Below are 25,436 nucleotides of genomic sequence, written 5' to 3' on the forward strand. Positions count from 1 at the left end.
CCGATGAGACCCAACAAACAACCATTATTCTGAATTGCAAACCCAATCAACTGTGGGAGCTGGCTTGCCTGCGATGGCGGCGACTGATACACCGCTATCGCAGGCAAGCCAGCTCCCACATTTTTAACCGCGTTTCGACAGTGGATCAGTCGAAAGTGATGCCCTGTGCCAGCGGCAACTCCAGCGAGTAGTTCACGGTGTTGGTCTGGCGACGCATGTAGCCGCGCCATGCATCCGAACCCGATTCACGCCCGCCACCGGTTTCTTTCTCACCCCCAAACGCGCCGCCGATTTCCGCGCCGCTCGGGCCGATGTTGACGTTGGCGATGCCGCAGTCGCTGCCCACCGCCGACATGAACTGCTCGGCCTCGCGCACGTCGGTGGTGAAGATGCACGACGACAGGCCTTGGGGCACGGCGTTGTTCAAGCGCAGGGCTTCAGGGAAATCCTTGTAGCCGATCACATAGAGGATTGGCGCGAACGTCTCGGTGCACACCACGTCGCTTTGCTCGGGCATTTCCACGATGGCCGGCGACACGTAGTAGGCGTTGGGGAATTTGTCTTCCAGTTGGCGCTTGCCGCCAAACACCTTGCCGCCTTCGCTCAAGGCCTGTTCCAGGGCGTCCTGCATGTTGTCGAAGCCGTGCTTGTCGATCAGCGGGCCGATCAGGTTGCCTTCCAGTGGGTGGCCGATGCGCACTTTGGAATAAGCGGCCTTGAGGCGGGTAACGATCTCTTCTTTCACCGACTCATGGGCGATCAGGCGACGCAGGGTGGTGCAGCGCTGGCCAGCCGTACCGACGGCGCTGAACAGGATGGCGCGCACGGCCATGTCCAGGTCGGCGCTTGGGCCGAGGATCATGGCGTTGTTGCCGCCCAGCTCAAGGATGCTGCGAGCAAAGCGCGCGGCGACTTTGGGGGCCACTTCGCGGCCCATGCGGGTGCTGCCGGTGGCGCTGATCAGCGCGACGCGCGGGTCATCCACCAGCGCGGCGCCAGCGTCGCGGCCGCCGATGATGACTTGGCTGAGGTACTGCGGGGCATCGTTGAAATTCTTCAGCACGCGCTCGAACAGCGCCTGGCAGGCCAGGGCGGTGAGCGGGGTCTTTTCCGAGGGTTTCCAGATCACCGCGTTGCCGCAGACCAGGGCCAGGGTGGTGTTCCATGCCCACACTGCCACCGGGAAGTTGAACGCACTGATCACACCGACCACACCCAGCGGGTGCCAGGTTTCACGCATGTGGTGGCCCGGGCGTTCGGAGGCGATGGTCAAGCCGTACAGCTGACGCGACAGGCCGACGGCGAAGTCGCAGATGTCGATCATTTCCTGCACTTCACCCAGGCCTTCCTGGGTGATCTTGCCGGCTTCCCAAGACACCAACTCGCCCAGGTCGGCCTTGTACTCGCGCAACACGTCACCGAACTGACGCACCAGTTCGCCGCGACGCGGTGCTGGCACTTTGCGCCAGGCCTCGAATGCATGCTCGGCGCGACTGACCTGCTGCTCCACCTCGGCGGCACCTTCCCAGTGCACGCTGCCGATGCGGCTGCCATCAATCGGCGAATGCACGGGCTGTTTACCCGCCTGGTACAGCGCCGGGTTCACCCCGAGACGATCAAGCAATGCGGCAACCATGGGTCACTCCTTCAATCTCAAACAGAAAATTCGCGCCGCGGCACACACGGCGATCCAGACCTTATTTGTAGCTGGCCCAAGACTTGCCAACAAACGACGATTAGGCGAGATATCATTCCGTTTATTCATGCAAAGCATAAAAAGAGGCACGCCGTGCTGAACAAAAGACATTTGCCCTCGATCACCGCCCTGCAGTGCTTCGAAGCCGCCACCCGCCACTTGAGCTTCACCCGCGCCGCCGAGGAGCTGAACCTCACTCAGAGCGCGGTGAGCAAGCAAGTGGCGCAGCTTGAAGAACTCTTGCAGCACCTGCTGTTCCGCCGCGTGCGCCGGCGCCTGCAGATGACCCCGGCGGGTGACCTGTACCTGGTGGAAGTGCGTAAGATTCTGACGCAGGTGGAGATGTCCACTCACTACCTGCGCTCTTATGGTGGTGAGACCGAAGTGCTGCGGGTGTCCACGCCCTACACCTTCGGCGCACGCTGGCTGGTGCCGCGCCTCAAGGGCTGGCGGCTGCGCCACCCGCAGATCCACCTGGACCTGTGCAACGAGCAGGAGCCCGATGAGCTGCTGCAAGGCAAGGCCGACATGGCCTTCTACTTTGGCCAGGGTTCACGGCCCGGCACCGAGAGCCTGAAGCTGTTCAGCGAAGAGCTGGTGCCGGTGTGCGCACCAGAAAGCCTGCCGACGCGGCCTTTTACTGACCCCACGCAATTGAGTGATCTGGTGCTGCTGCAAAATGCCTCGCGGCCACAGGGCTGGCACGACTGGTTCGCCAGCCAGGGCTACCAGACCGAGCACAGCTACCACGGGCCGCGTTTCGACACCTTTTATATGTGCATTCGGGCGGCGCAGGTGGGTTGTGGCGTGGCGTTGTTACCGCGGTTTCTGGTGGAGGAGGAACTGGCGGACGGCAAGTTGGTGATTCCCTGGCAGCATGCAATGCCGAGCCAGGATGCGTATTACCTGGCGTACCCGGAGCATTCGGCGGAGGTGCCGAAGGTGCGCGAATTTGTGAAGTGGATGATGGAGCAGGTGATTTAGTGCCTGGAATATCGCCATCGCAGGCAACCCAGCTCCCACATTTGGAATGCATTTCCCCTGTGGGAGCTGGCTTGCCTGCGATGAGGCCAGTGGCTGCCCTGAAAAAATCACTGGCAAAACCCCACAGGTCTATGCGCCACTAGCGCCATTCCTTAATTGTGCGTAAAGGCCGGCGCCCATCGCCGACCCGTCTGGAGATTCCCGTTATGAGCGAGAGTGTGTTTGCCGATCGCATCGTGCAGAACCTGCTCGACACCGACTTCTACAAGCTGACCATGATGCAGGCGGTGCTGCACAACTACCCGAACGTGGAAGTTGAATGGGAGTTTCGTTGCCGTAACAGTGAAGACCTGCGCCCGTACCTGGCGGAGATCCGCTACCAGATCGAGCGCCTCGCCGAGTTGAGCCTGAGCCCCGACCAGTTGGGTTTCCTGGAACGCATCAGCTTCATGAAGCCGGATTTTTTGCGTTTTCTCGGGCTGTTCCGCTTCAACCTGCGTTACGTGCAGACCGGCATCGAGAACGGCGAATTATTCATTCGCCTGCGCGGGCCATGGCTGCATGTGATCCTGTTTGAAGTGCCGATGCTGGCCATCGTCAGCGAAGTGCGTAACCGCTACCGCTACCAGACCGTGATCCTTGAACAGGCCCGCGAGCAGCTGTATCGCAAGTTCGATTGGCTTACCGCCAATGCCAGCAGCGAAGAGCTGTCCGAGCTGCAAGTGGCCGACTTCGGCACCCGCCGCCGCTTCTCGTACCGCGTGCAAGAAGAAGTGGTCAATGTGCTCAAGCATGACTTCCCCGGGCGTTTCGTCGGCACCAGCAACGTGCACCTGGCCCGCGAGCTCAACATGAAACCCCTGGGCACCATGGCCCACGAGTGGATCATGGCCCACCAGCAACTCGGCCCGCGACTGATCGACAGCCAGATCGCCGCCCTTGATTGCTGGGTGCGTGAATACCGTGGCCTGCTGGGTATCGCGCTGACCGATTGCATCACCACCGACGCCTTCCTGGGCGATTTCGATCTGTACTTCGCCAAGCTGTTCGACGGCCTGCGCCACGACTCCGGCGACCCGGTGCAATGGGCCGAAAAAGCCATCGCCCATTACCACAAGCTCGGCATCGAGCCGATGAGCAAGACCCTTGTGTTCTCCGACAGCCTGTCGCTGCCCAAGGCTCTGGAAATATTCCGGGCGCTGCGCGGTCGCATCAATGTGAGCTTCGGCATCGGCACCAACCTGACCTGCGACATCCCGGGTGTGGAGCCGATGAGCATCGTGCTTAAAATGACCGCCTGCAATGGCCAGCCCGTCGCGAAGATCTCCGATGAGGCGGGCAAGACCCACTGCACCGATCCGAATTTTGTCGCCTATTTGCGGCACGTTTTCAAAGTACCTGCCCTTTCCAGCAAGGAGTGAATCATGCAAGCCGTACAGCGTGAGATTGCGCAGCAGCTCAAGGTTCAAGCACCGTTCAACGACCAGGCCGCCCTTGAGGCTGAGGTTTCCCGCCGCATCACCTTCATCCAGGATTGCCTGCGCAATTCCGGGCTCAAGACCCTGGTGCTGGGCATCAGCGGCGGCGTGGATTCCCTGACCGCGGGCCTGTTGGCCCAGCGCGCGATGAAAGAACTGCGCGAAAGCACCGGCGATGCGGCCTACCGCTTTATCGCGGTGCGCCTGCCTTACGAAACCCAGTTCGATGAAATCGATGCCACGGCTTCAGTGGACTTTATCGAGCCCGACGAACGCCACACCGTGAACATCGGCCCGGCGGTGAAAGCCCTGGCCAATGAAGTGGCGGCGTTTGAAGGCAAGGCGGCGGTGTCCCGTGATTTCGTGCTGGGCAACACCAAGGCGCGCATGCGCATGGTGGCGCAGTACACCATCGCAGGTGCAGCGGGTGGGTTGGTGATTGGTACCGACCATGCGGCGGAAGCGGTGATGGGCTTTTTCACCAAGTTCGGTGATGGCGCGTGCGACCTGGCGCCGTTGAGCGGGTTGGTGAAGAACCAGGTGCGAGCGATTGCACGGCATTTTGGCGCGCCGGAATCACTGGTCGAGAAAGTGCCGACGGCGGATTTGGAAGACCTGTCGCCGGGCAAGCCGGACGAAGCGTCACATGGCGTGACCTACGCCGAGATCGACGCGTTCCTGCACGGTGAGCCAGTGCGTGAGGAAGCGTTCAAGATTATCTGCGATACCTACCGCAAGACGGAGCACAAGCGGGTCATGCCGTTTGCACCGTGAGGTAGACCGCTATCGCAGGCAAGCCAGCTCCCACAGTTGACCGCATTCTTATGTTGGAATGCGGTTGAATGTGGGAGCTGGCTTGCCTGCGATGAACGATGACGCGGTCTTACTTAACCACCACCGTGCCTTTCATCATGGAGATGTGGCCCGGGAACGAGCAGAAGAACGCGTAGTCAGTGCCCGCCTTCAGCTTGGACACATCAAAGCTCACCGAATCTTTCTCGCCAGCACCGATGATCTTGGTGTGGGCGATGATGCGTGCGTCGCCTTCTTTCAGGTAGTTCTTGTCGATGCCTGCGGCCATGCCGTCGGTGGCTACCGGCTGCATGTCGGCGGCGGAGGTCAGTACCCAGTTATGGCCCATGACGTTTTTCGGCAAGCTGCCCGAGTGCTCCAGGTTCACGGTGAAGGTCTTGCAGCTCTTGTCGATGGTGATTTCTTTGGTGTTGAAGGACATCTGGTCGGTGGAGTCGACGGTGACCGCGCACTCTGCAGCAAGCAACTGGCCGCTCGCCAGAGTCAGCAGGGAAACAGCAACGAGTTTGGCAAACATGTGAATCTCCAAGGCAGGGTTTAAAAAACGCGTATTGCGACAAGGGTGCCTGAAGCAGGCGGGAATTCTTATGATCTGCATCAACAGATTGTATACAACTTTAGGCTATCAGACTGATCAACACAATCTACCAGCCAAAGTGCAACGACCTGCCTATGATCGGGCCATCACCCACTGGAGCCCGAGCCATGCACCTCAACCAACTGTTCAACGGCCTGCTGGCCGCCTACGCCTGCGGTAAGTGAAGGCCAAGCGCGCTGCTAAGCTGCTACCATGGCAGCCCAAGGCAGCTGCGCGCCGCCACCCTCACCTTCGACCCTAGAGGATCGCCCATGGCCAAACCTAATTACTCCTTCGCCAAACGTCAGAGAGACTTGGCCAAGGAGCAGAAGAAAGAGGAAAAACTGCAACGCAAGAAAGCCGCTGCAGAAGAAGAGGCCAATGGTCTGACCGCCGACGTCGATAGCGAAGAAACGAACGACGAGACCGAAACACCAAAAGATCCTGCCGAATAACCGATTGCTGCAGGCTCGGCAAAACCGATCACAACAGACCTGTAGTGAGCGGGCTTGCCCCGCGCCGGCGGTGTATCAAGCACCGCAGTTTGTCAGGTAGGGCCCCGCGCCGGCAGTGTGTCAGGCAGGGCGCCGCGCGGGGCGAGCCCGCTCACTACAAAAGCGGCATCACCGTCACCCGTACTTCGGGGTCATGGTTCCCTCCCCCCAGAATCACCCCGCGCAACGGCGACACATCCGAGAAATCCCGGCCCCAGGCCAGGGTGATGTGTTCCAGCGCCGGCTGAACGTTGTTCGTCGGATCAAAATCCACCCAGCCTGACACCGGGCAATACACCGAGACCCACGCGTGGGACGCATCGGCGCCGATCAGCCGTGGCTGGCCGGGCGGTGGCTGGGTGAGCAGGTAACCACTGATATAACGCGCCGCCAGGCCCCGTGAACGCAGGCACGCGAGCATCAGGTGGGCAAAGTCCTGGCACACACCACGCCGGCGCTCCAGCACTTCCACCAGCGGCGTGGCGACCTGGGTCGCTTCGGCATCAAAGGTGAATTCGCCGAAGATCTTTTCCATCAGCGCCTGCACGCCCAGCAACAGCGGGCGGCCGGCCGGGAAGCAGCTCTCGGAGAATTCGACGAAGTTCTTTTTCAGGTGCACGTAGGGCGACTCGAAGCGAAAACGGCACGCTTCGATCAACGCCTCGGACATCGGCTGGCTGCCGTAGGTGAGGCTGTCGCGGGTCTGTTCCCAGGCCGGCGACAACTGGAAGTCCAACGCCGGCCGCGCCAGCACTTCCACGGTCAAGCCGGCGTTGACCAGCAATTCATCATGGGGCCGTTCGAACGCCAGGCGGGTGATCGGGTTGCCAAACACATCCAGCTCATCACGACGCGACGACGGCTGCGGGCTGATGTCCAGCTGTTGCGCGTTGCAACGCTGCCAGGCACAGGGCCGAGGCCAGAGGTGCGCCAACTGCTGGGCCAGGGACACCGGGCTGTCGTAGTGGTAGTGGGTATCGTGGAAAATCTGGTAGCGCGCACTCATCACACCGACACCGTTTGCTGGCTGACATCATCCACATGGGCAAAATGGCGCAACGCCAAACGATCCGACACTTGCCCACTCTCATCGGCCACCGCTTGCAGCAGGTCGGCCAGGCCGTCCAGTGCGGCACGCACGCTGGACTCGCCAAACAACGGGTTCTCCAGGCAGCCCAGGTCGAAACGCGCCAGGCGCTCCACCAACGGCCCCAGACCGGTTTCCCGGGGCACGCCGAAATCATCATTGAGCCGCCGCAACGTGCGGCTGACCAACTTGAGCTGGAACAACACCGCATGAGGGTTCTGCTCGTCCAGCAGCAACAGGTCGAGCACCGGGATCAACTGCGGCACCGCCAGGTAGCGTGAGCGGTAAGTGATGCTGCTGTTGCCCAGTTCCAGCAACCACTCAAGGCCCGCTTGATCAAACACCGCCACGCCGCGCAGGAACGCGGCGAGGCTGCTGCTCAAAAATTGCAGGCGCTCGATGCGCCGGCCCATCATCAGGAAGCGCCAGCCTTCGTCACGGGTCATGTCGTCCAGGGCAAATCCGGACAGCGCTGCCAGGGACATCACCAGACGATTGAGGAAATCCAGCAACTCGCCAAAATCCGGGGTGTCGCTTTCCAGCTCCAGCGCTTCGCGCTGCAGCTCCACCAACGCCTGCCAGTTCTCCCGGGACAGCTTGCCGCGCACCTGGGACGCCGCCCACTGCAAACGCTGCAAGTTGGCGCGCAGGCTCGACGGCCAGTCATCACCGAGCAAGGCCGCCTGCAGGCGCTCGGGCAACTCGCCCTCGTCCGGCAGCAGGCGCAGGGTCTCGCCCAACTCCACCGCCGCCTGCAACGCCAGTGGATCATCGCCGTCCACATAGCGCGCCAGCACGATTCGCAGCCAGCGCGCGCTGTCATCGCAACGCTCGCAATAGCGGCCAAACCAGAACAGGTTTTCCACCACTCGCGACGGCAGATAGGGGTCGCGGCGCACCAGGTCATGGGCACCGATGGCGCGCTGGGCACGCCAGTGCTCGCCACCGGCGGCCCGTTCGCCGAGCACCCAGGTGTCCTTGCTGGCGCCACCGCGCTGCATCGACACCACTTCGGCGTCGGCCTCGGCGGCCACACGGGTCAGGCCACCGGGCAGCACCCGGTAACCCTCGTCGCTGGCCACGGCGTACACGCGCATGCCGATGGCGCGGTGTTGCAGGTGGTCATCCACGGTGTGCCACACCGGCGCCTGGGACAGCTGCGCCAGTTCCTGGGCGACATACGCATAAGGCCGCGCCCGCATGCGATCGGCCAGGGCCTGGCGCTGTTCGTCGTTCAAGTCACGACCAAACACCGGTGCAAAGCTTTGCGACGGAAAGGCCGGCTTGATCAGCAACTCCGGCAGCTTTTCCAGCGCTTCGGCCAGCACCGGCGCTTCGCCGCACCACCAGGTGGCGATGGACGGCAGGATCAGCTCTTCGCCAAACAGGTAGTGGTTGATCTTCGGCAGGAAGCCCAGCAGGCCGGGGGACTCCAGCACGCCGCTGCCCAAGGCGTTGGCCACCAACACGTTGCCCTGGCGCACCGCGTCGAGCAGGCCGGGCACGCCCAGGGCCGAGTCGGTGCGCAGTTCCAGCGGGTCGCAGAAATCGTCGTCCAGGCGCCGCATGATCGCGTGCACCCGGCGCAGGCCGCTGAGGGTCTTGAGGAACACGGTACTGTCGCGCACGGTGAGGTCGCCGCCCTCCACCAGCGGGTAGCCGAGCTGCCGGGCGAGGTAGAGGTGTTCGAAATAGCTTTCGTTGAACCGCCCCGGCGTGAGCAGCACGATCAGCGGCGGCTGGTCATCACCGGGCGCCTGGCGGGCCAGGGTTTCCTGCAGGGTACGGAAGAAACCGGTGAGGTGTTGCACCTGCAAGTCGCGGTAGAGGTCCGGGAACGCGCGGGACACGATGGTGCGGTTTTCCAGCGCATACCCGGCGCCCGACGGCGCCTGGGTACGGTCGGCCGTGACCCACCAACGACCGTCGGGCGTGCGCGCCAGGTCCACTGCGTACAGGTGCAGGAACGCGCCGTCGGGGGGCTGGATGCCCTGGCACGGCCACAGGAAGTTGTTGTGCCCGAACACCAGCTCGGCGGGCAGCAGGCCTTCCTTGATCAGGCGTTGCGGGCCATACAGGTCGGCCAGCACCGCATTGAGCAGGCGCGCACGCTGGGCGATGCCGGCCGACAGCTGCTGCCATTCATCGGCGGCCAGCACATGGGGCAACAAGTCCAGCTCCCAGGGGCGATCGGCGCCCTTGGGGTCGGCGTAGACGTTGTAGGTCACGCCGTTTTCCTGGATCTGCCGGGTCAGCAGCGCCTGGCGCTGGGCCAACTGCGCGGGCGTGCTGCGTTGCAGGTGGTCGAGCAGGCGCTGCCAATGAGCGCGCACCTGGCCACTGTCATCCAGCAGTTCGTGATAAGTGCCCGCGGTCAGCGGGTAACGGTCGAGCAAGTCAGACATGGAACGCTCGGCAGAGGCAAGGGGGCTCAGTTTAATTCAAATCCAGCGCAATCTACCGTAGGAGCCGGCTTGCCGGCGATCGCGTTGGTTCAGGCCACATTTCTGGTGGCTGATGCACCGCCATCGCCGGCAAGCCGGCTCCTACAGGGGGATTGGGTTTAGCCATTTTTATTGGGGAAACGCCGCAGATCCAGGGTCATTGGTAGCTCATCATTAATCACCAAAGGAGGCACGGGGAGTTTCCCGGGGGTGTGCCCCAAGCGGAAAAACCGTGCCATGCGTCGGCTCTCCGCTTCGTTGGCATTCACCGGCAGGCTGTCGTAATTGCGCCCACCCGGATGCGCCACGTGATACTGGCAGCCCCCCAGCGAACGTTGCATCCAGGTATCGAGCACGTCGAACACCAACGGCGCATGCACCGGGATAGTCGGTTGCAGGCAGTTGGCCGGTTGCCAGGCGCGATAGCGTACGCCAGCGACGAACTCACCCACCCGGCCAGTGGCGTGCAGCGGCACCGGGATGCCGTTGCAGGTCAGCAGGTAACGTTGCGGCGCCAGCCCGGTGAGCTTGACTTGAAGGCGCTCCAGGGATGAATCCACGTAGCGCACCGTGCCACCCACCGCACCCTCCTCACCCAGCACATGCCAGGGTTCCAGGGCCTGGCGCAGCTCCAGTTCGATCCCGCTGACGGCATAGTCGCCGACCTTGGGAAAGCGGAACTCCAGGTGCGCCGCAAACCATTCGGCACGCAGTGGGTAACCGGCAGCGTTGAGTTCGACGATCACGTCGGCAAAGTCTTGTTCGATAAAATGCGGCAGCAGGAAACGGTCATGCAGCTCTGTGCCCCAGCGCGCCAGCTTCGGCGGTGCATAGGGTTCGCGCCAGAAACGTGCGACCAAGGCACGCAGCAGCAACTGCTGGGTCAGGCTCATGCGCGCATGGGGCGGCATTTCAAAAGCGCGCAATTCCAGCAGGCCCAGGCGGCCGGTGGCGCCATCCGGGGAATAGAGTTTGTCGATGCAGAATTCGGCGCGGTGGGTGTTGCCCGTCACGTCGATCAGCAGGTTGCGCAGCAGGCGGTCCACCAACCACGGCGGGCAGTCCTCACCGGGCGCAGGCATTTGCGCGAAGGCGATCTCCAGCTCATACAGGGCATCGTTACGGGCTTCATCCACCCGGGGCGCCTGGGACGTCGGGCCGATAAACAGGCCGGAAAACAGGTATGACAAAGACGGATGGTTATGCCAATAACTGATCAAGCTGCGCAGCAGATCGGGCCGACGCAAAAACGGTGAATCCTTGGGCGTGGCGCCGCCCAGCACGAAGTGGTTGCCGCCACCGGTGCCGGTGTGGCGCCCGTCAATCATGAACTTTTCCGTGGTGAGGCGGGTTTGCCGCGCTTCTTCGTAGAGGAATTCGGTGCGTTCCACCAACTCGTCCCACGTCGCGGAGGGCTGCACGTTTACTTCGATCACACCCGGGTCCGGGGTCACACGGAAGTTGCTCAGGCGCGTATCGGCCGGCGGCTCGTAGCCCTCCAGCAGCACAGGGCAATGCAGCTCTTCGGCCGTGGCCTCGATGGCGGCCACCAGCTCAAGGTAATCCTCGACGCGCTCCAGGGGCGGCATGAACAGGTACAAGCGCCCTGCCCGGGCTTCGGCGCATAGCGCGGTGCGGGTCAGCCAGTCGGCGGACTGGTCCACCTTCGGCACGCGCTCATCACTCGGCGCGGACTCGTCGTGCGCTTGCAGTTGGGCCGTGGTCGGCAGTTCCGGCAGATCCTGATTGGGATCGGTGGGATGCACGAACGGGTATTCGGCCGCCGTCACCCACGGCTGCGAGGCCAACGGCAGGCGATAGCCCAGCGGCGAGTCACCTGGCACCAGGCGGCAGTGATTGTCCCGCAGGTACCAGCGACCACTCTGCCAGCGGTCGTTGGCTGCCGTGCGCGCCAGCGGCAGCACTTGGCCGATGACTTTATCCAGGCCCTGGCTGAACACGTTGCGCAGGCGTTCACGCTCAAGTTCGTCGCTCAGGCGTGGGTCCTGGGCGGTGACGTTTTGCGGCAACGCGCCTTCGCGCCACAGGTAGTAGAAATTGTCTTCATAGGCCGGAAACACAAACCGCGCCGGCAGTTTAAGGCGCTCGGCGACGCTGGCCAGGAAGCGTCCGGCCATCTCGCCATCGGCACCGTAGTCCTCTTGTTCATCGGCAATCAGCGCACTGTTGTGCCAGATCGGCACACCGTCACGGCGCCAGTAGCAGTTGAGCGACCAGCGCGGCAATTGCTCGCCGGGGTACCACTTGCCCTGGCCAAAGTGCACCAGGCCCTTGGGTGCGTAATGCTTGCGCATGCGTTGGAACAACTCGGCAGACAAGCGTCGCTTGTCTGGCCCAAGGGCGGCGGTGTTCCACTCGGCGCCGTCGGGGTCATCAATGGACACGAAGGTCGGCTCGCCGCCCATGGTCAGGCGCACATCGTCCTTGAGCAGGTCGCCGTCGATCTGCCGACCCAGCGCCTGGATCGCCAGCCATTGTTCTTCGGTGTAGGGCTTGGTGACGCGCGGCGCCTCCCAAATCCGCTCAACCGACATCTCGTGGGTGAATTCGCACTCGCAAGGTTCCACCAACCCACTGATCGGCGCGGCAGACGACGGATCAGGACTACAGGCCAACGGGATATGCCCTTCACCGGCGAACAGCCCGGAGGTGGCATCCAGGCCGATCCAGCCAGCGCCGGGCAGGTACACCTCGCACCAGGCGTGCAGGTCGGTGAAGTCCACTTCGGTGCCGGAAGGGCCATCGAGGGCTTTGACATCGGCGGTGAGCTGAATCAGGTAACCCGAGACAAACCGCGCCGCCAGCCCCAGGTTGCGCAGGATCTGCACCAGCAGCCACGCCGAATCACGGCAGGAACCGGAGGCGTTCTCCAGGGTGAATTCCGGGGTTTGCACGCCCGGTTCCATGCGGATCAGGTAGCCAATGTCGGCGGCCAGGCGCTGGTTGAGGCCCACCAGGAAATCCACCGCCGGCAAGGGCGTGCGGTCGATACCGGCCAGGTAGGCGGCGAACTTCGGCGTCAGCGGCAGGGTTTCCAGGTACGGCGCCAACTCACGTTGTTCATCGGCGGCGTAGCTGAAAGGGATTTTTTCGGCGTAGGGTTCCAGGAAAAAGTCGAACGGGTTGAACACCGCCATCTCGGCGACCAGGTCGACTTCGATGCGCAGCTCATCAGTCTTTTCCGGGAACACCAGGCGCGCCAGGTAGTTGCCCTGGGGGTCTTGCTGCCAATTGATGAAATGCTGCTCGGGCAGCACTTTCAATGCGTAGGACAGAATCCGCGTGCGGCTATGGGCAGCCGGGCGCAACCGCACGATCTGTGGGCCGAGTTCGACAGCGCGGTCATAGCGGTAATGCGTAACGTGGTGCAACGCGACATGAATCGACACGGCGGCCTCCTGCGAGCCAGGGCATGGGAACAAAGCGCGCAAGACTTATGCCATAGCGGCCGTCATTGCGCTTTATCGTAAGACCCGGTGCAGTACAGCACCAAAACGGCGCCGACGGGGGTGCCATGGTGCGAGTGACGCACATATTTGTGGCGCGGGTGTGAAGGAGAGTGGGGAATCTACCCAATCACAGGGATTTTTGGCGGGCAATCACGGCTTCACGCAGGTGACGCACTTCGCGCAGCTTCTGACGCATTTCGCGATGGCGCTGGCTGTTGAGCAGTAGCAGCCCGAGTAACGGGAACAGCAAGCCCAAGCCAAACATGAGCCGGTGCGGTTGATCACTAAAGGTTGGCAATACACCCAGAAAGCAGAGCCCCAGTAGCCCCACCAGCGGCCATACCCACTGCGGACGTCCACGGGCAATCATGAAGTTGCAATGCACAATGACCAAGGTGAGTGCTATGCCCCCCAGGAAGGAATACTTGGCGTTCTCCTCCATGGAAAGGCCGGGTAAATAACTGTCGAAAAACTGCGGCACCGCAAACACCAAGGTAAAAATGGAGGCAAATATCGCCCCCATGAAGACCGGGAAATAGGTCGATAGAAAGCTGCGAATACTGGGAAATTCACTCATTGATCAGCTTCCTCATACAACCCCACGGCAATCGTGCGCACGTTCCCTGATACCGCGCTACCGGTGAACCCGATGGCAGCGCCCAAGGCATCCTTGATTTGCGTCACAGTCGCGTGCTTGACCTCGGTGGGTGTGAACCGTTTTGGCAGCTCGCCCGATAGTTGCTTCAACTTGATCATCTTCGACGTCAGGCGTGGATCGTTGATGCTCAATAACTCCTTCGTGAGTTTGGCACGCTCCTGGCGGTTCAAGCCACGCAGCACCTCTCTCACACTTTTCCCGGTAGTCGCCTTGTTCAGCCGGACCAGTTTGAGCGTCGTCAGCGACGATGCACCCACCCCGACCAACGAGGCGGCATCCAGCGCAATCATGGTGTATTGGTACCACTCTTCGCTGTCGAGCTGATCATTCTTGGCAGGGTTGCGGATTTCATTGACAGTGCGATAGCCGCTGGCAAAACACTGCACTGAGCTGGCTGCGGCGGCGGTGTAGCCGAGTGCCACGACCACCGAACTGGCCCCCGCCGAAAACGGAACCGCGACGGAACCACTGAGCACCACAATCCATCCGATCACCGCTCCTGCACACGACAAGGTGGTATTGACCGCTTCGCCCACTAATCGCGATTCGCGTGGGTTGTCTTGCACCTGCTGAGCGAATTGCGTCGGTGCGATGTACTTCTGCGCCTCACGCAGAATCAACCGCTTGGGCGCGATGCTGCAGATGGGTTGAAATTCGCGCAGGGTAACCACGTTGAAATCGGCGTCGATGTACACGACACCCGCGCCGACGATGGCGGGATCGGCATCAATGGCCGCAAACAGGCGCGGCAGGTTGATCTGACTTTCAATGCGCTGGCGCGCCATGAATTGGGAGCGGTTGGAGTCCATGCCGATGGAGGCCAGGGGGTTGCCCATGAGTGTTCTTCCTTGATGATGGTGTTGGCCGTGATGGCCTCATCGCCGGCAAGCCGGCTCCTACAGTAACCGTGTGAATCCGATCAAATGTGCATGGCTCGCCTGCGAAGGCAGTTTAATGGGCACAGCCTTAACGTTCAGACTCACCACTGAATACAACGTAAAAAACCACCACGGGGCTGGTGCTTTGGTACAAACCGGTAAAACTAACGCTTTTTCTCCGCCGCTATAGCGCTCTGGCGCAGATAGCGGATCTCCAGCAGTTTTTGGCGCATCTCTCGTTGAACCTTGCTGTTAAGTGTCAATAATCCGAGCAATGGGAATACCAGAGCCAACCCAAAGAGAACCTTTTGAGGCTGGTATTGAACCATTGGAAACACGAACAGAAGGCAGCCGACGTAGATTCCCACCATCACCCACACCCAGGAGGGTCGGCCTCGCAAAATCATAAAGTTGCTGTGGACCGTCAACAGAACCGGCAGCGCCCCGACAGACATGATCTTGAGCCCCACTTGAGCAAGGGGCGCATCACGAAAATAGGTAATGAAAGCCAACGCCACAGCCAATGCCAACGAAAAACATGCGGCAAATACGCCGCCCATAAACGTCAGAAAGTATTGTCTGAAAAAGTCGCGCAGCGTGATCAATTCGCTCATTCGTTGACCTCCTCGTACAACCCGATCGCGATGGTATTGATGTTTCCGGAATAGGCGCTTCCACCAAACCCTATCGTTGCGCCCAAGACGTCTTTGATTTGGGTGGTCGTACTGTGCTTGAGCTGCGTAGGGGTGAAACGCTTGGTGAGTTCACCCGATGCCTGCCTGAGCTTGAGCAACTTCGAGGTCAAACTGGGATCATTGATGCTCAGCAGTTCTTTCGTCAGTTTGGCCCTTTCCTGGCGATTCAAACCGCGAAGCACCTCCCGCAGGCTCTTGCCCGTCGAGGCCTTGGCGACCTTGACCAGCTTGACCGTCGTGAGGGCCGAAGCGCCAACGCCTGCCAGCGAAGCAGCGTCCAGCACAATGGAAGCATTTTGGTACCAGCCTTCGCTGTCGAGCCAATCGTTTACCTCTGGCTTGGCAACTTCCAGCGCTGTGCGGGCAATACCATTGAAACATTGGAGCGTACTGGCGCCGGCAGCTGCATACCCCACCACCACGATGACGGAACTGGCGCCAGCACTGAAAGGCACCAGGATTGTTCCACTGGCGATCGCCGCCCAACTGATGACAGCGCCCAGGCAGGAGACTCCGGTATTCACGGCTTCACCGATGAGGCGAGATTCGCGAGGGTTACTCACCACATGCTCAGCAAACTGCGTCGGGGCGATGTACTTCTGTGCCTCGCGCAAAATGATGCGCTTGGGCTTAATGCTGCAAATGGGCTTGAATTCACGCAGGGTAACGACGTTGAAATCGGCGTCGATATACACCACTCCCGCGCCAACGATACCAGGGTCGGCATCAATGGCCGCGAACAGGCGCGGCAGGTTGATCTGACTTTCAATGCGCTGGCGCGCCATGAATTGGGAGCGGTTGGAGTCCATGCCGATGGAGGCCAGGGGGTTGCCCATGAGTGTTCTTCCTTGACGGTGTTGGTGGCCGTGCTGGCCTCATCGCCGGCAAGCCGGCTCCTACAGGGGAACGCATTCCAAACGGTGGGAGCGGGCTTGCCGACGATGGCGATTCAATGGGCGCCACCTTAACAAACAGGCTCGCCAGCGAATAGAAAGCAAAACGCCAGCACGAGGCTGGCGTTTTGTTTATTCAGGCTGCGCTCAACGCGGCACGACGGGCTTGCGCGCAGGCTTGCCGCCCTTGCCCTTCGCGGCATCGCTGCGCTCCTTGGCGGCCTGCTTGTTGCGTGCCTGGGCCGCAGCCTTGGCTTGTTCGCGCTTGTCCCACGGGTTGCTGCCATCACTGCCACGCGGCGGCAGGCCGGTGTGCTGGGTGAGGATTTTGGTGGTGGTTTCCTTGGCGACCTTGTGGCTGCCAGCCGGCGTCGAGTTCTTGCGACGGGCGCTCTGGTAGCTGTCGGTGCTCGGCTGGTGCAGCGGGATCAACTGGTCCTTGCCCGGCCCGATCAGGTCGGCGCGGCCCATGCGGGTCAGCGCTTCACGCAGCATCGGCCAGCCTTTCGGATCGTGGTAGCGCAGGAACGCCTTGTGCAGGCGGCGCTGCTCCTCGCTCTTGACGATGGTCACCGCATCGCTCTTGTACGTGACCTTGCGCAGCGGGTTCTTGCCCGAGTGGTACATCGCGGTGGCGGTGGCCATCGGCGACGGGTAGAACGCCTGCACCTGGTCGGCACGGAAGCCGTTGCCCTTGAGCCATAGCGCCAGGTTCATCATGTCTTCGTCGGTGGTGCCCGGGTGGGCCGCGATGAAGTACGGGATCAGGTACTGCTCCTTGCCCGCTTCCTTGGTGTACTTCTCGAACATGCGCTTGAACTTGTCATAGCTGCCAATGCCCGGCTTCATCATCTGGTTGAGCGGACCTTCCTCGGTGTGTTCCGGGGCGATCTTGAGGTAGCCACCGACGTGGTGGGTGACCAGCTCTTTCACGTACTCCGGCGACTCCACGGCGAGGTCGTAGCGCAGGCCGGAGGCGATCAGAATCTTCTTCACACCCGGCAACGCACGGGCGCTGCGGTACAGCTGAATCAACGACGAATGGTCGGTGTTCAGGTTCGGGCAGATGCTCGGGAACACGCACGACGGCTTGCGGCACGCCGATTCGATTTCCGGACTCTTGCAGGCGATGCGGTACATGTTCGCGGTCGGGCCGCCGAGGTCGGAGATCACGCCGGTGAAGCCCGGGACCTTGTCGCGGATCTCCTCGATCTCGCGAATGATCGACTCTTCGGAACGGTTCTGGATGATGCGGCCTTCGTGCTCGGTGATCGAGCAGAAGGTGCAGCCGCCGAAGCAGCCACGCATGATGTTCACCGAGAAGCGGATCATGTCGTAGGCCGGGATCTTCTCCTTGCCGTACGCCGGGTGCGGAACACGGGCGTAAGGCATGCCGAACACGTAGTCCATTTCTTCAGTGGTCATAGGAATGGGCGGCGGGTTGAACCACACATCCACCTCTCCGTGCTTCTGCACCAGGGCGCGGGCGTTGCCCGGGTTGGTTTCCAGGTGCAGCACGCGGTTGGCGTGGGCATAAAGCACCGCGTCGTTGCGCACTTTCTCGACCGACGGCAGACGGATCACGGTCTTGTCGCGGGTCATCTTCGGGCTGGCCAGGATCTGCACGACCTTGGCTTCTTCCGGATCGTCCTGCGGACCTTTTTCCTGCTCGATGGCACAGGCCTGGGTGTCCTGGGTGTTCACGTACGGGTTGATGATCTTGTCGATCTTGCCCGGACGATCGATACGGGTGGAGTCCACTTCGTACCAGCCCACCGGCGTGTCACGGCGGATAAACGCGGTGCCGCGCACGTCGGTGATGTCTTCGATCTTGTGGCCCCATGACAGGCGCTGGGCAACTTCGACAATCGCGCGCTCGGCGTTGCCGTACAGCAGGATGTCGGCGGTGGCGTCGATCAGGATCGAGTTGCGCACGCGGTCCTGCCAGTAGTCGTAGTGAGCGATGCGGCGCAGGGAGGCTTCGATGCCGCCGAGTACGATCGGCACGTTCTTGTAAGCTTCCTTGCAACGCTGGCTGTACACCAGGCTGGCGCGGTCCGGGCGTTTGCCGGCCATGCCGCCAGGGGTGTAGGCGTCGTCGGAACGGATTTTCTTGTCGGCGGTGTAGCGGTTGATCATCGAGTCCATGTTGCCGGCCGCGACGCCGAAGAACAGGTTCGGCTCGCCGAGCTTCATGAAGTCGTCTTTGGACTGCCAGTTCGGCTGGGCGATGATCCCGACGCGGAAGCCCTGGGACTCCAGCAGCCGGCCGATGATCGCCATGCCGAACGAGGGATGGTCAACGTAGGCATCACCGGTGACGATGATGATGTCGCAGGAATCCCAGCCAAGCTGATCCATCTCCTCCCTGCTCATGGGCAGGAATGGCGCGGGACCGAAACATTCGGCCCAGTACTTGGGATAGTCAAATAACGGCTTGGCTGTTTGCATGACGGTGACCGGTGTTGAGATGAAAAATCGCGGGCGCGGAATATAGCACAAATTTTGACCAATTCCGACGGCAATGGTCGGCTTTTAAAGACAATAATAAGTACCGCCTGAACGGGTCTCCCAATGCCTAGAGTCGCTCGATTCTTTTTTCGAGCGACGACCATGGCGACTCCTGCCACCCACGCCCCCAGCGTTATACCGTCCAGTGAATACTGGAGCGAGCTTCAGGCCCTGAATGTCATTGAAGGTAACCTGAACACCTTCATGGGCAAACTCACCCCGGCACAGCAACAAGACTACCTGCGTCTATGCAAGGAACACATCAGGCATGAAACAACCCTGAGCCTGGCAATCAACAGTTTCTATAGTGACCTCAACCGACAAATGCTGGAGTCACTGGAAACCGCACTCCGGCTCAAGACCGGCAAAACGATAAACGCGCGTACCACTTATCTGAAAACACGTGTTCGGCAACTGCCAATTCCTGCAAGCGATTTACCGGAGATTGACGACAACGACGCGTTGAGCCAGCACGTTCAGATGTTCAAAGAAGACCTCGCCGTTCGTGAGTACGAAAGGTCCATGACGTTGCTGGAAGCGGCACAGCGCAACTTCGGCTTTACCGCTTACTTTTCGACAGAAGAACAGAACGCCAGCTACATCAGCGACAATAGCCTTAACGTGTCCGAATTTGTTGAGGTTGCGCGGCAAACCGACCTGGGCAGACAAGTCACCGATTTCATTGAACAGAACTACACAGCACGGTTATCTGCCCCGCTGTTCTCCTTGCACGCCACCAAACTGTCGCTGGCCCTGCATGACGCCTGCCGCACAACGCAGCCATGGGGCATCGACGCGCAGGAATTCAACCGCCTCAATCGGCACCTGTCCGATAACACCTTCAACTGGAGTACCTACCAGATCGATGCAGGCGGTGAAAAAATCACCCTGCCGTTCTTTACCCGACGCTTTGAGACCCCCCAGGGCACACGGGTTTACAGCTATTTCCCCGACCGCCCAAACGGCGCGTTTCGTCGTCATTTTTCCGTGGCCGACGCCGTGGAAGGCTTGCAGCTGCAATTGCGCAATGACGTGAACCTGGAAACGTTCAATTGGTTTATCAAAACCCTTTCGCTGAACAACCAGGAAAAGCTCAGAACGTTCATCAAGCCGCTCACCGTCAACCGCGATAAGCTTTACTGGCACGCACGCCTTTTCTACGACCTGTTCACCAGCAAAACCCCAAACCGGGAAAAATTGCTGATCGAACCCTACGGTGTGGCCCCGCACTCATTGATGCACACGCTGGCGATCAGCCTGTCGTGGCCAATCCAGTCCGACCTTGTACGCCTGGCCCGCAACACGCGCCTGGCCGATCGCGAGGCTGCACTGGGCTTACTCAAATATGTGGTCAGCGAAACCTTGTCGATGCTGCTGATCCCGGTACCCGGCGGCGTGACAGGCTTGAGCAGGGTCATGCTGTTCGCCACCCTTGGTACATTGACAGCCCAGACCGTAGAGGCAGTGAGCGCCTTGCGCCAGGGGCGCCAGGCCGAGCTGATCCAGGCGGTAAGCGATATCTTCGATCTGGTGGTCAGCGCACGCCTTCAAGGTGTGGGCGCTCGTGTGTCACAACACCGGACCCGGCAGTTGATGCACACTCTGGGTTCGCCCAAAGCAGGCATGCAGGGTGCTGGCAGCCCGGGGTTGTGGTTCATGCAGGCCTATACCCAGGTTGATCCCAAAACCCTGGAGGGTCTCGAAGCGAACGAGCAAGGGCTGTTCGAGCGCGCCGGCCAGCACTTCATCAAAATCAGTGTCGAAGGCCAGGACAAGGTGGCCAGGGTTGCACGGGACAGTGTCTCAGGACGCTATCGCCTGACCCATCAGACCGCCGCTTTCGAGCCGCTTGTCACTTACCACCCACAGCACAAACGCTGGACGCTGGACCCTATCGACACGCAGCCACTCAGCGACCATCAGCTCCTGCAACGGATACTGGCCCCAACCGAACAGGCGCTGTCACTGGACGGCTGTCGCAGGGCACTGGACGTGGCAGGCATTGATCGCCGGCAATTGCTGAATGCCTGGGCCGGCCATGAAACACCCCGCTGGACGTTCACCCAAGCCATCGAGGAACAGTATTTGCGCGAGCAGATCAGGTTGCTGCGCAGCGAACTCCAACAACCCGCGGCGCGCCTGCCGGCAATTGCCGAGCAGTTGCTGCCGGCCTTGCTGGCTGACGTCAGCCGCTGCAGCCTCACGGTCTATCAACCGGACGGCACCCGGTTGGTGACGCGACATTCGCCGGTGCTCGCCACCAACGAGCGGGCGGCCCCCGTCATCGAGCTGTTGCAGACCGGCGACGGCCGCTATCGCACGCGGGCACTGGCATCCGCACCCGAAACGCTGCTGCACGTGGCACTGCAAGAATATGAACGACTGAACCCCAACGGCACCTTGGGTAAAACCGGGATGAACGCCCAGGACCAGCACTTGGCCAACCGCCTGCTGGAAACACGCAAAACCCTAGGCCAGCACCTAGGTCGGCATCTCGATGAGGCGTTTCACGCACTGTGGAGCGACCGCACCCGCGCGCAACTGGCCGCAAACAATGGCGCTCGTCGGTTCGCCCCGACAGACAAACCAGCCGAACTGTCGGTGAGCAGCACCTTGCGGCGTCGTTTCCCTGCGCTGTCTCGCAGCGCAGCGGATGAGTTGGCGCGCCTGCATCCTTCTTTGGCCACCGGGGACTATTCGCCAATTGACGCGCCCGCCCGCGCGGCGATACAGGCACACCTGGAGGAGAGCCGCGTGTTGCTGGCGCTCGGCGCCTTGAGCGATCCGACAGGCATTGGCCTGGATCAACACAGCGAAGCCTTGTTCTGCCACCTGCTGCCGCTGCTGCCGGATTGGCCAACCAACCTCGCGATTCAGGTATACCAGGCGACCTATGATCACGCCGGCTACATGATCGGGCGCAGCACCTTGCTGGACACATACGGCCGCCCGGACGCCGACACCTTTGTCATGCTGGTCAAAGGTGAGCACAAATACGCCGGTTACCTGCAAGACAGCGGCGACGTGCAACTGCCTCCCCGCGCTGAAAACAGCCTGATCAGCGCCACCTTGCGCACCCTCACCGATACGCAGCGCAATAGCCTGGGCCGTGGCATTTATGATCGAGACGGGCTGGTCGCGGATGTGATGCAGCAAGCGCGCATGCACCGTGCCTATCTGCCGGGACTTCTACCGCCCAACCGGTTGTTGCCGCTCTCCAGCCAGACGCTGGCCGGCTGGGGCGCCTTCGACATGCGCCAAGTCTCGTCCCGGCCGGATGCCGATGGCATTTACGCCATCGCCGGGCGCAAGTACGTCAATATCGATCAGACCGCTTACCAAGTGATGCTCGACCGTGACGCCCAGACAGCCGACGGCAACGTCTGGCGCATCGTTAATCCGAAGGACCCGGTGGCAGCGGATGCCGAGAATATTTATCACGCCAGCCGCAGCGGCGAGAGCCGTGCCATCAGCCGCAATGCCGCCAACTTATGGGTAACCGCCCAGATCGGAGCCCTTGGCGGAATGCGCCGCACCGCGCAACTGCATAACACGCAAGCGTTCCTGATGCAGCGCTTGGAGCCCATCCAGGCGGCTTTCAATGAGCTGGTCACTTCCGGTGCCCGGTATGACGAGCTGTTGGTGCAGGCGCAAACCCATCCTGACAAGAGCGAAGACAAAACAGCAGCGCTGGTGGCGCTGGAGGTTCACACCCTCAAGCACATACGCCTGCAGGAGAGCTATGCCACCTCGTTGATTGACAACAAGAGCTGGCTGGTACTGCTCAAGGCGGGCGGCCTCTACAAGATCGAACTGGTGCAGCAGCTCAGCATCCGCGTCGACTTCCTGAACAAGCTCATGGGCATCATGGACCTGCGCGGTCGCCAGATTGCCGAGCAGGAGATCACGATTGAAACGTGCAAAAAGATCCTCGCGCACATGAACAAAAAGCTCGAGATCCTGCACAAGCGCAAAGAGGTGGTCGAACAGATCCGCAAGCTGTCACGCAGCGATGCCGAGGAGATGGACCGCATCAATGGCGAGCTGCCCGATGAAAACAAGGTTCAGGTCACGCGTTTCAACGTGCTGAACCGCCTGCTCACCGATAACCCGAACGACCCGCCGTCTATCGGTCGGGATACCGCCATGGCCATTCACTGGGTGACGGACGACCTGCCGAGTATCCCCGAACCCTCCCAACCTGTGGCATTGCGCCTGGCGCTGGAGCAGATCGCGGTGGAGAAACCCGACTATGTCGCGCTGGCGGGCACCGTTTCCCCGGAACGGGTTGCCTCGGTAAACGGCATTCTGGCAATCATCGACACCTATGAAACCCAGCTGGAAAACCGCATTACCCAGCTGCACGAAAAACTGGCGAGCAACCAGGAGCTGCCGGCCTACGATCAGGACATCGACTTCGACTTTGTTCCCACGCAACCGGCTGGAGCGACCGAGCCCGCCCAACCACGGAAGATGTTCCGTACACCGCGCAACGGTGGTTACAAAATCATGGTTGGCATCAAGGAAACAGCGCCGGACGGCAGCGTGACGGTAAAGGTCGACGACCCGTTCAAACTGGGCACCGCGCGCCGCTATGAGAAAAGGGCTGGCGAATGGCATCCCGTCGGCGTGGCCCTCAGCCCACCCGCCAAACCCTTGTTGCTTGGGCAAGCCGACGCCCTGCTGGCCAAAATCGACGAGCACCTGGCACTGGCACGCGCCAACGAAGGTAAAAAGCACTATCCGACCAATATCTACGAGTTTCTGGGCAGCAAGGCCAATCGACTCGAAGAACTGGCGCAAAGGCTCGAAGGCTCAGCTTCAGACGGCGATACGGTGGCGCGCCTGAAGGCGGGCAGTAATCGATTGATGACAGAAGGCCGCAACCTGCTGATCCGCATGTACAAGAACAAAGATGTGCTCAACGTACAGCGCCTGGACTACCTGCTCGACAATGCCCAACTCAGCATCGTCAGGACACTCGACCGCAAGCCCCAGGGCAAAGGTAAAGAACGCTCGTATTTGGATGTGTATGGGATCAACGACGCCGCTGACAATACGCCGCTGTGGGAAGCGCACTTCCATTACGACCGCATTGATCGCCCGCCGCTGGACTACATGATCAAAGGCGGCCACCTGAAAACCCTAGCGCAAAGTCGCCAGGGCAGCGCTTTCCAGCAACGAGAGGAACAGGCGGGGCGCGCGCATCAGGCTATCTGGCGAGAAGCCATCAGCCTGAAAGTTGCACAAAAGCTGTTTGATCGCGCAGTAGGCGGGACGCTTATTCGTCATCGTCGAAGTTGTAACTGCCCGGCGCGAGGTTTTCGAAGCGGGTGTACTTGCCGATGAACGCCAGCCGGATAAAGCCGATCGGGCCGTTCCGCTGCTTGCCGATGATGATCTCGGCAATGCCTTTGTGTTCCGTTTCGGGGTGGTACACCTCGTCGCGGTACACGAACATGATGACGTCGGCGTCCTGCTCGATCGCACCCGATTCCCGCAAGTCGGAGTTCACCGGGCGTTTGTTGGGGCGTTGCTCCAGGGAGCGGTTGAGCTGGGACAGCGCCACCACCGGGCAGTTGAATTCCTTGGCCAGGGCCTTGAGGGACCGGGAAATCTCGGAAATTTCGTTGGTGCGGTTGTCGCCGCTGGAGCCGGGGATCTGCATCAACTGCAGGTAGTCGATCATGATCAGCGCGATGTCGCCGTGTTCACGCACCAGGCGGCGGGTACGCGCGCGCATCTCGGAGGGGCTGATGCCCGCTGTGTCATCGATAAATAGCTTGCGGTCGTTGAGCAGGTTGACCGCCGAGGTCAGGCGCGGCCAGTCGTCATCTTCCAGTTGGCCGGAACGGACCTTGGTCTGGTCGATACGGCCCAGGGACGACAGCATCCGCATGATCAGCGATTCACCTGGCATCTCCAGGGAGTACACCAGCACGGCCTTGTCGCTGCGCAACACGGCGTTTTCCACCAGGTTCATCGCAAAGGTGGTCTTACCCATGGACGGACGGCCGGCGACGATGATCAAGTCGGCGGGTTGCAGGCCGCTGGTCTTCTCGTCGAGGTCGGTGTAGCCGGTGGAAATACCGGTGATGGCCGCGTCGGTGTTAAACAGCGTGTCAATGCGGTCGATGGCCTTGGTCAACAGCTCGTTGACGCCCACCGGGCCGCCGGTTTTCGGGCGGGCTTCGGCGATCTGGAAGATCTGGCGCTCGGCTTCGTCGAGGATCTCTTCGGCGGTGCGCCCTTCCGGGTTGAAGGCACTGTCGGCGATCTCGGTGCTGATGCCGATCAGCTGGCGCAGCGTGGCCCGCTGGCGCACGATCTGGGCATAGGCCTTGATGTTGGCGACGGACGGCGTGTTTTTCGCCAGCTCGCCGAGGTAGCCCAGGCCGCCGACCTGGGAGGTCTGGCCTTCCTTGTCCAGCTGTTCGGCCAGGGTCACCACGTCGATGGGTGAGTTCTGGTCGGCCAGCTTGGCGATGGCGCGGAAGATCAGGCGGTGGTCATGGCGATAGAAATCACCGTCCGAGACTTGATCCAGCACGCGCTCCCAGGCGTTGTTGTCCAGCATCAAGCCACCGAGCACGGCCTGTTCGGCCTCGATGGAATGCGGCGGCACCTTCAGGGCAGCGGTTTGCAGATCGTATTGCTCAGGAGCTGAAATATCGTTCATGGCCACTTGGAATTTGGGGTTTGTAGAAAAACAAAAGGCACGACCTGTAAACAGGATCGTGCCCGATGTTAACCGCCTG

At 61.1% G+C, this 25,436-nt stretch carries 16 protein-coding genes; 5 read left to right on the forward strand and 11 right to left on the reverse strand.

What is annotated here, in order from left to right; translation table 11 throughout:
* Positions 1-145 precede the first annotated feature (145 nt).
* Positions 146-1,636, reverse strand: a complete 1,491-nt coding sequence (locus tag HX792_RS16645) for an aldehyde dehydrogenase family protein (RefSeq protein WP_176997111.1) — start codon at positions 1,634-1,636, stop codon at positions 146-148.
* 153 nt (positions 1,637-1,789) lie between these two features.
* Here HX792_RS16645 and HX792_RS16650 point away from each other — a divergent pair, with 153 nt between their 5' ends.
* The 3 genes from HX792_RS16650 to nadE all read left to right on the forward strand — a co-directional run bounded on the left by HX792_RS16650 (position 1,790) and on the right by nadE (position 4,932).
* Positions 1,790-2,680, forward strand: a complete 891-nt coding sequence (locus HX792_RS16650; protein WP_176997112.1) for a LysR family transcriptional regulator — start codon at positions 1,790-1,792, stop codon at positions 2,678-2,680.
* Positions 2,681-2,886: 206 nt separating this feature from the next.
* A complete protein-coding gene (gene pncB / locus HX792_RS16655; protein WP_176997113.1) occupies positions 2,887-4,101 on the forward strand; it encodes a nicotinate phosphoribosyltransferase in 1,215 nt (404 codons plus the stop codon).
* A gap of 3 nt (positions 4,102-4,104) precedes the next feature.
* Positions 4,105-4,932, forward strand: coding sequence for an ammonia-dependent NAD(+) synthetase (nadE, locus tag HX792_RS16660; RefSeq protein WP_176997114.1), 828 nt, complete (start codon positions 4,105-4,107; stop codon positions 4,930-4,932).
* A 109-nt stretch (positions 4,933-5,041) separates the two neighbouring features.
* On the opposite strand, the gene azu is transcribed toward nadE, so the two are convergent.
* Positions 5,042-5,488, reverse strand: a complete 447-nt coding sequence (gene azu, locus HX792_RS16665) for an azurin (protein ID WP_176997115.1) — start codon at positions 5,486-5,488, stop codon at positions 5,042-5,044.
* 332 nt (positions 5,489-5,820) lie between these two features.
* Here azu and HX792_RS16670 point away from each other — a divergent pair, with 332 nt between their 5' ends.
* Positions 5,821-6,003 (forward strand): hypothetical protein, encoded by a 183-nt coding sequence (locus HX792_RS16670; RefSeq protein WP_176997116.1) that lies wholly within the window; start codon positions 5,821-5,823, stop codon positions 6,001-6,003.
* Positions 6,004-6,157: 154 nt separating this feature from the next.
* Here the strand turns inward: HX792_RS16670 and HX792_RS16675 are convergent, their stop codons facing one another.
* The 8 genes from HX792_RS16675 to HX792_RS16710 all read right to left on the reverse strand — a co-directional run bounded on the left by HX792_RS16675 (position 6,158) and on the right by HX792_RS16710 (position 18,618).
* A complete protein-coding gene (locus tag HX792_RS16675) occupies positions 6,158-7,048 on the reverse strand; it encodes a transglutaminase family protein (protein WP_176997117.1) in 891 nt (296 codons plus the stop codon).
* Entirely contained in the window at positions 7,048-9,534 is a 2,487-nt protein-coding gene (locus HX792_RS16680; RefSeq protein WP_176997118.1) for a circularly permuted type 2 ATP-grasp protein, read from the reverse strand. Before HX792_RS16680 ends, HX792_RS16675 begins: the two co-directional genes overlap by 1 nt.
* Positions 9,535-9,692: 158 nt before the next feature.
* Entirely contained in the window at positions 9,693-12,983 is a 3,291-nt protein-coding gene (locus HX792_RS16685) for a transglutaminase family protein (RefSeq protein ID WP_176997119.1), read from the reverse strand.
* A gap of 187 nt (positions 12,984-13,170) precedes the next feature.
* The gene (locus HX792_RS16690; protein ID WP_176997120.1) at positions 13,171-13,620 is read right to left on the reverse strand and encodes a hypothetical protein; all 450 of its coding nucleotides are present in this window, start codon (positions 13,618-13,620) and stop codon (positions 13,171-13,173) included.
* On the reverse strand, positions 13,617-14,537 hold the full coding sequence (locus tag HX792_RS16695) for an NAD synthetase (RefSeq protein WP_176997121.1): 921 nt from the start codon (positions 14,535-14,537) through the stop codon (positions 13,617-13,619). Before HX792_RS16695 ends, HX792_RS16690 begins: the two co-directional genes overlap by 4 nt.
* 206 nt (positions 14,538-14,743) lie before the next feature.
* On the reverse strand, positions 14,744-15,193 hold the full coding sequence (locus HX792_RS16700; protein WP_176997122.1) for a hypothetical protein: 450 nt from the start codon (positions 15,191-15,193) through the stop codon (positions 14,744-14,746).
* Entirely contained in the window at positions 15,190-16,110 is a 921-nt protein-coding gene (locus HX792_RS16705; protein WP_176997123.1) for an NAD synthetase, read from the reverse strand. Before HX792_RS16705 ends, HX792_RS16700 begins: the two co-directional genes overlap by 4 nt.
* Positions 16,111-16,314: 204 nt before the next feature.
* Complete coding sequence (locus tag HX792_RS16710) at positions 16,315-18,618, reverse strand: YgiQ family radical SAM protein (RefSeq protein WP_176997124.1); 2,304 nt, start codon at positions 18,616-18,618, stop codon at positions 16,315-16,317.
* Positions 18,619-18,780: 162 nt separating this feature from the next.
* Between HX792_RS16710 and HX792_RS16715 the strand changes: the two genes are divergently transcribed.
* Positions 18,781-24,027, forward strand: a complete 5,247-nt coding sequence (locus HX792_RS16715; RefSeq protein WP_176997125.1) for a DUF6543 domain-containing protein — start codon at positions 18,781-18,783, stop codon at positions 24,025-24,027.
* On the opposite strand, the gene dnaB is transcribed toward HX792_RS16715, so the two are convergent.
* On the reverse strand, positions 23,960-25,357 hold the full coding sequence (gene dnaB, locus HX792_RS16720) for a replicative DNA helicase (protein ID WP_016972593.1): 1,398 nt from the start codon (positions 25,355-25,357) through the stop codon (positions 23,960-23,962). The genes HX792_RS16715 and dnaB overlap by 68 nt on opposite strands.
* Positions 25,358-25,436 lie beyond the last annotated feature (79 nt).

It is taken from the genome of Pseudomonas sp. B6002 (genome assembly GCF_013385985.1).
In the GTDB taxonomy this organism is placed as follows: Bacteria; Pseudomonadota; Gammaproteobacteria; order Pseudomonadales; family Pseudomonadaceae; genus Aquipseudomonas.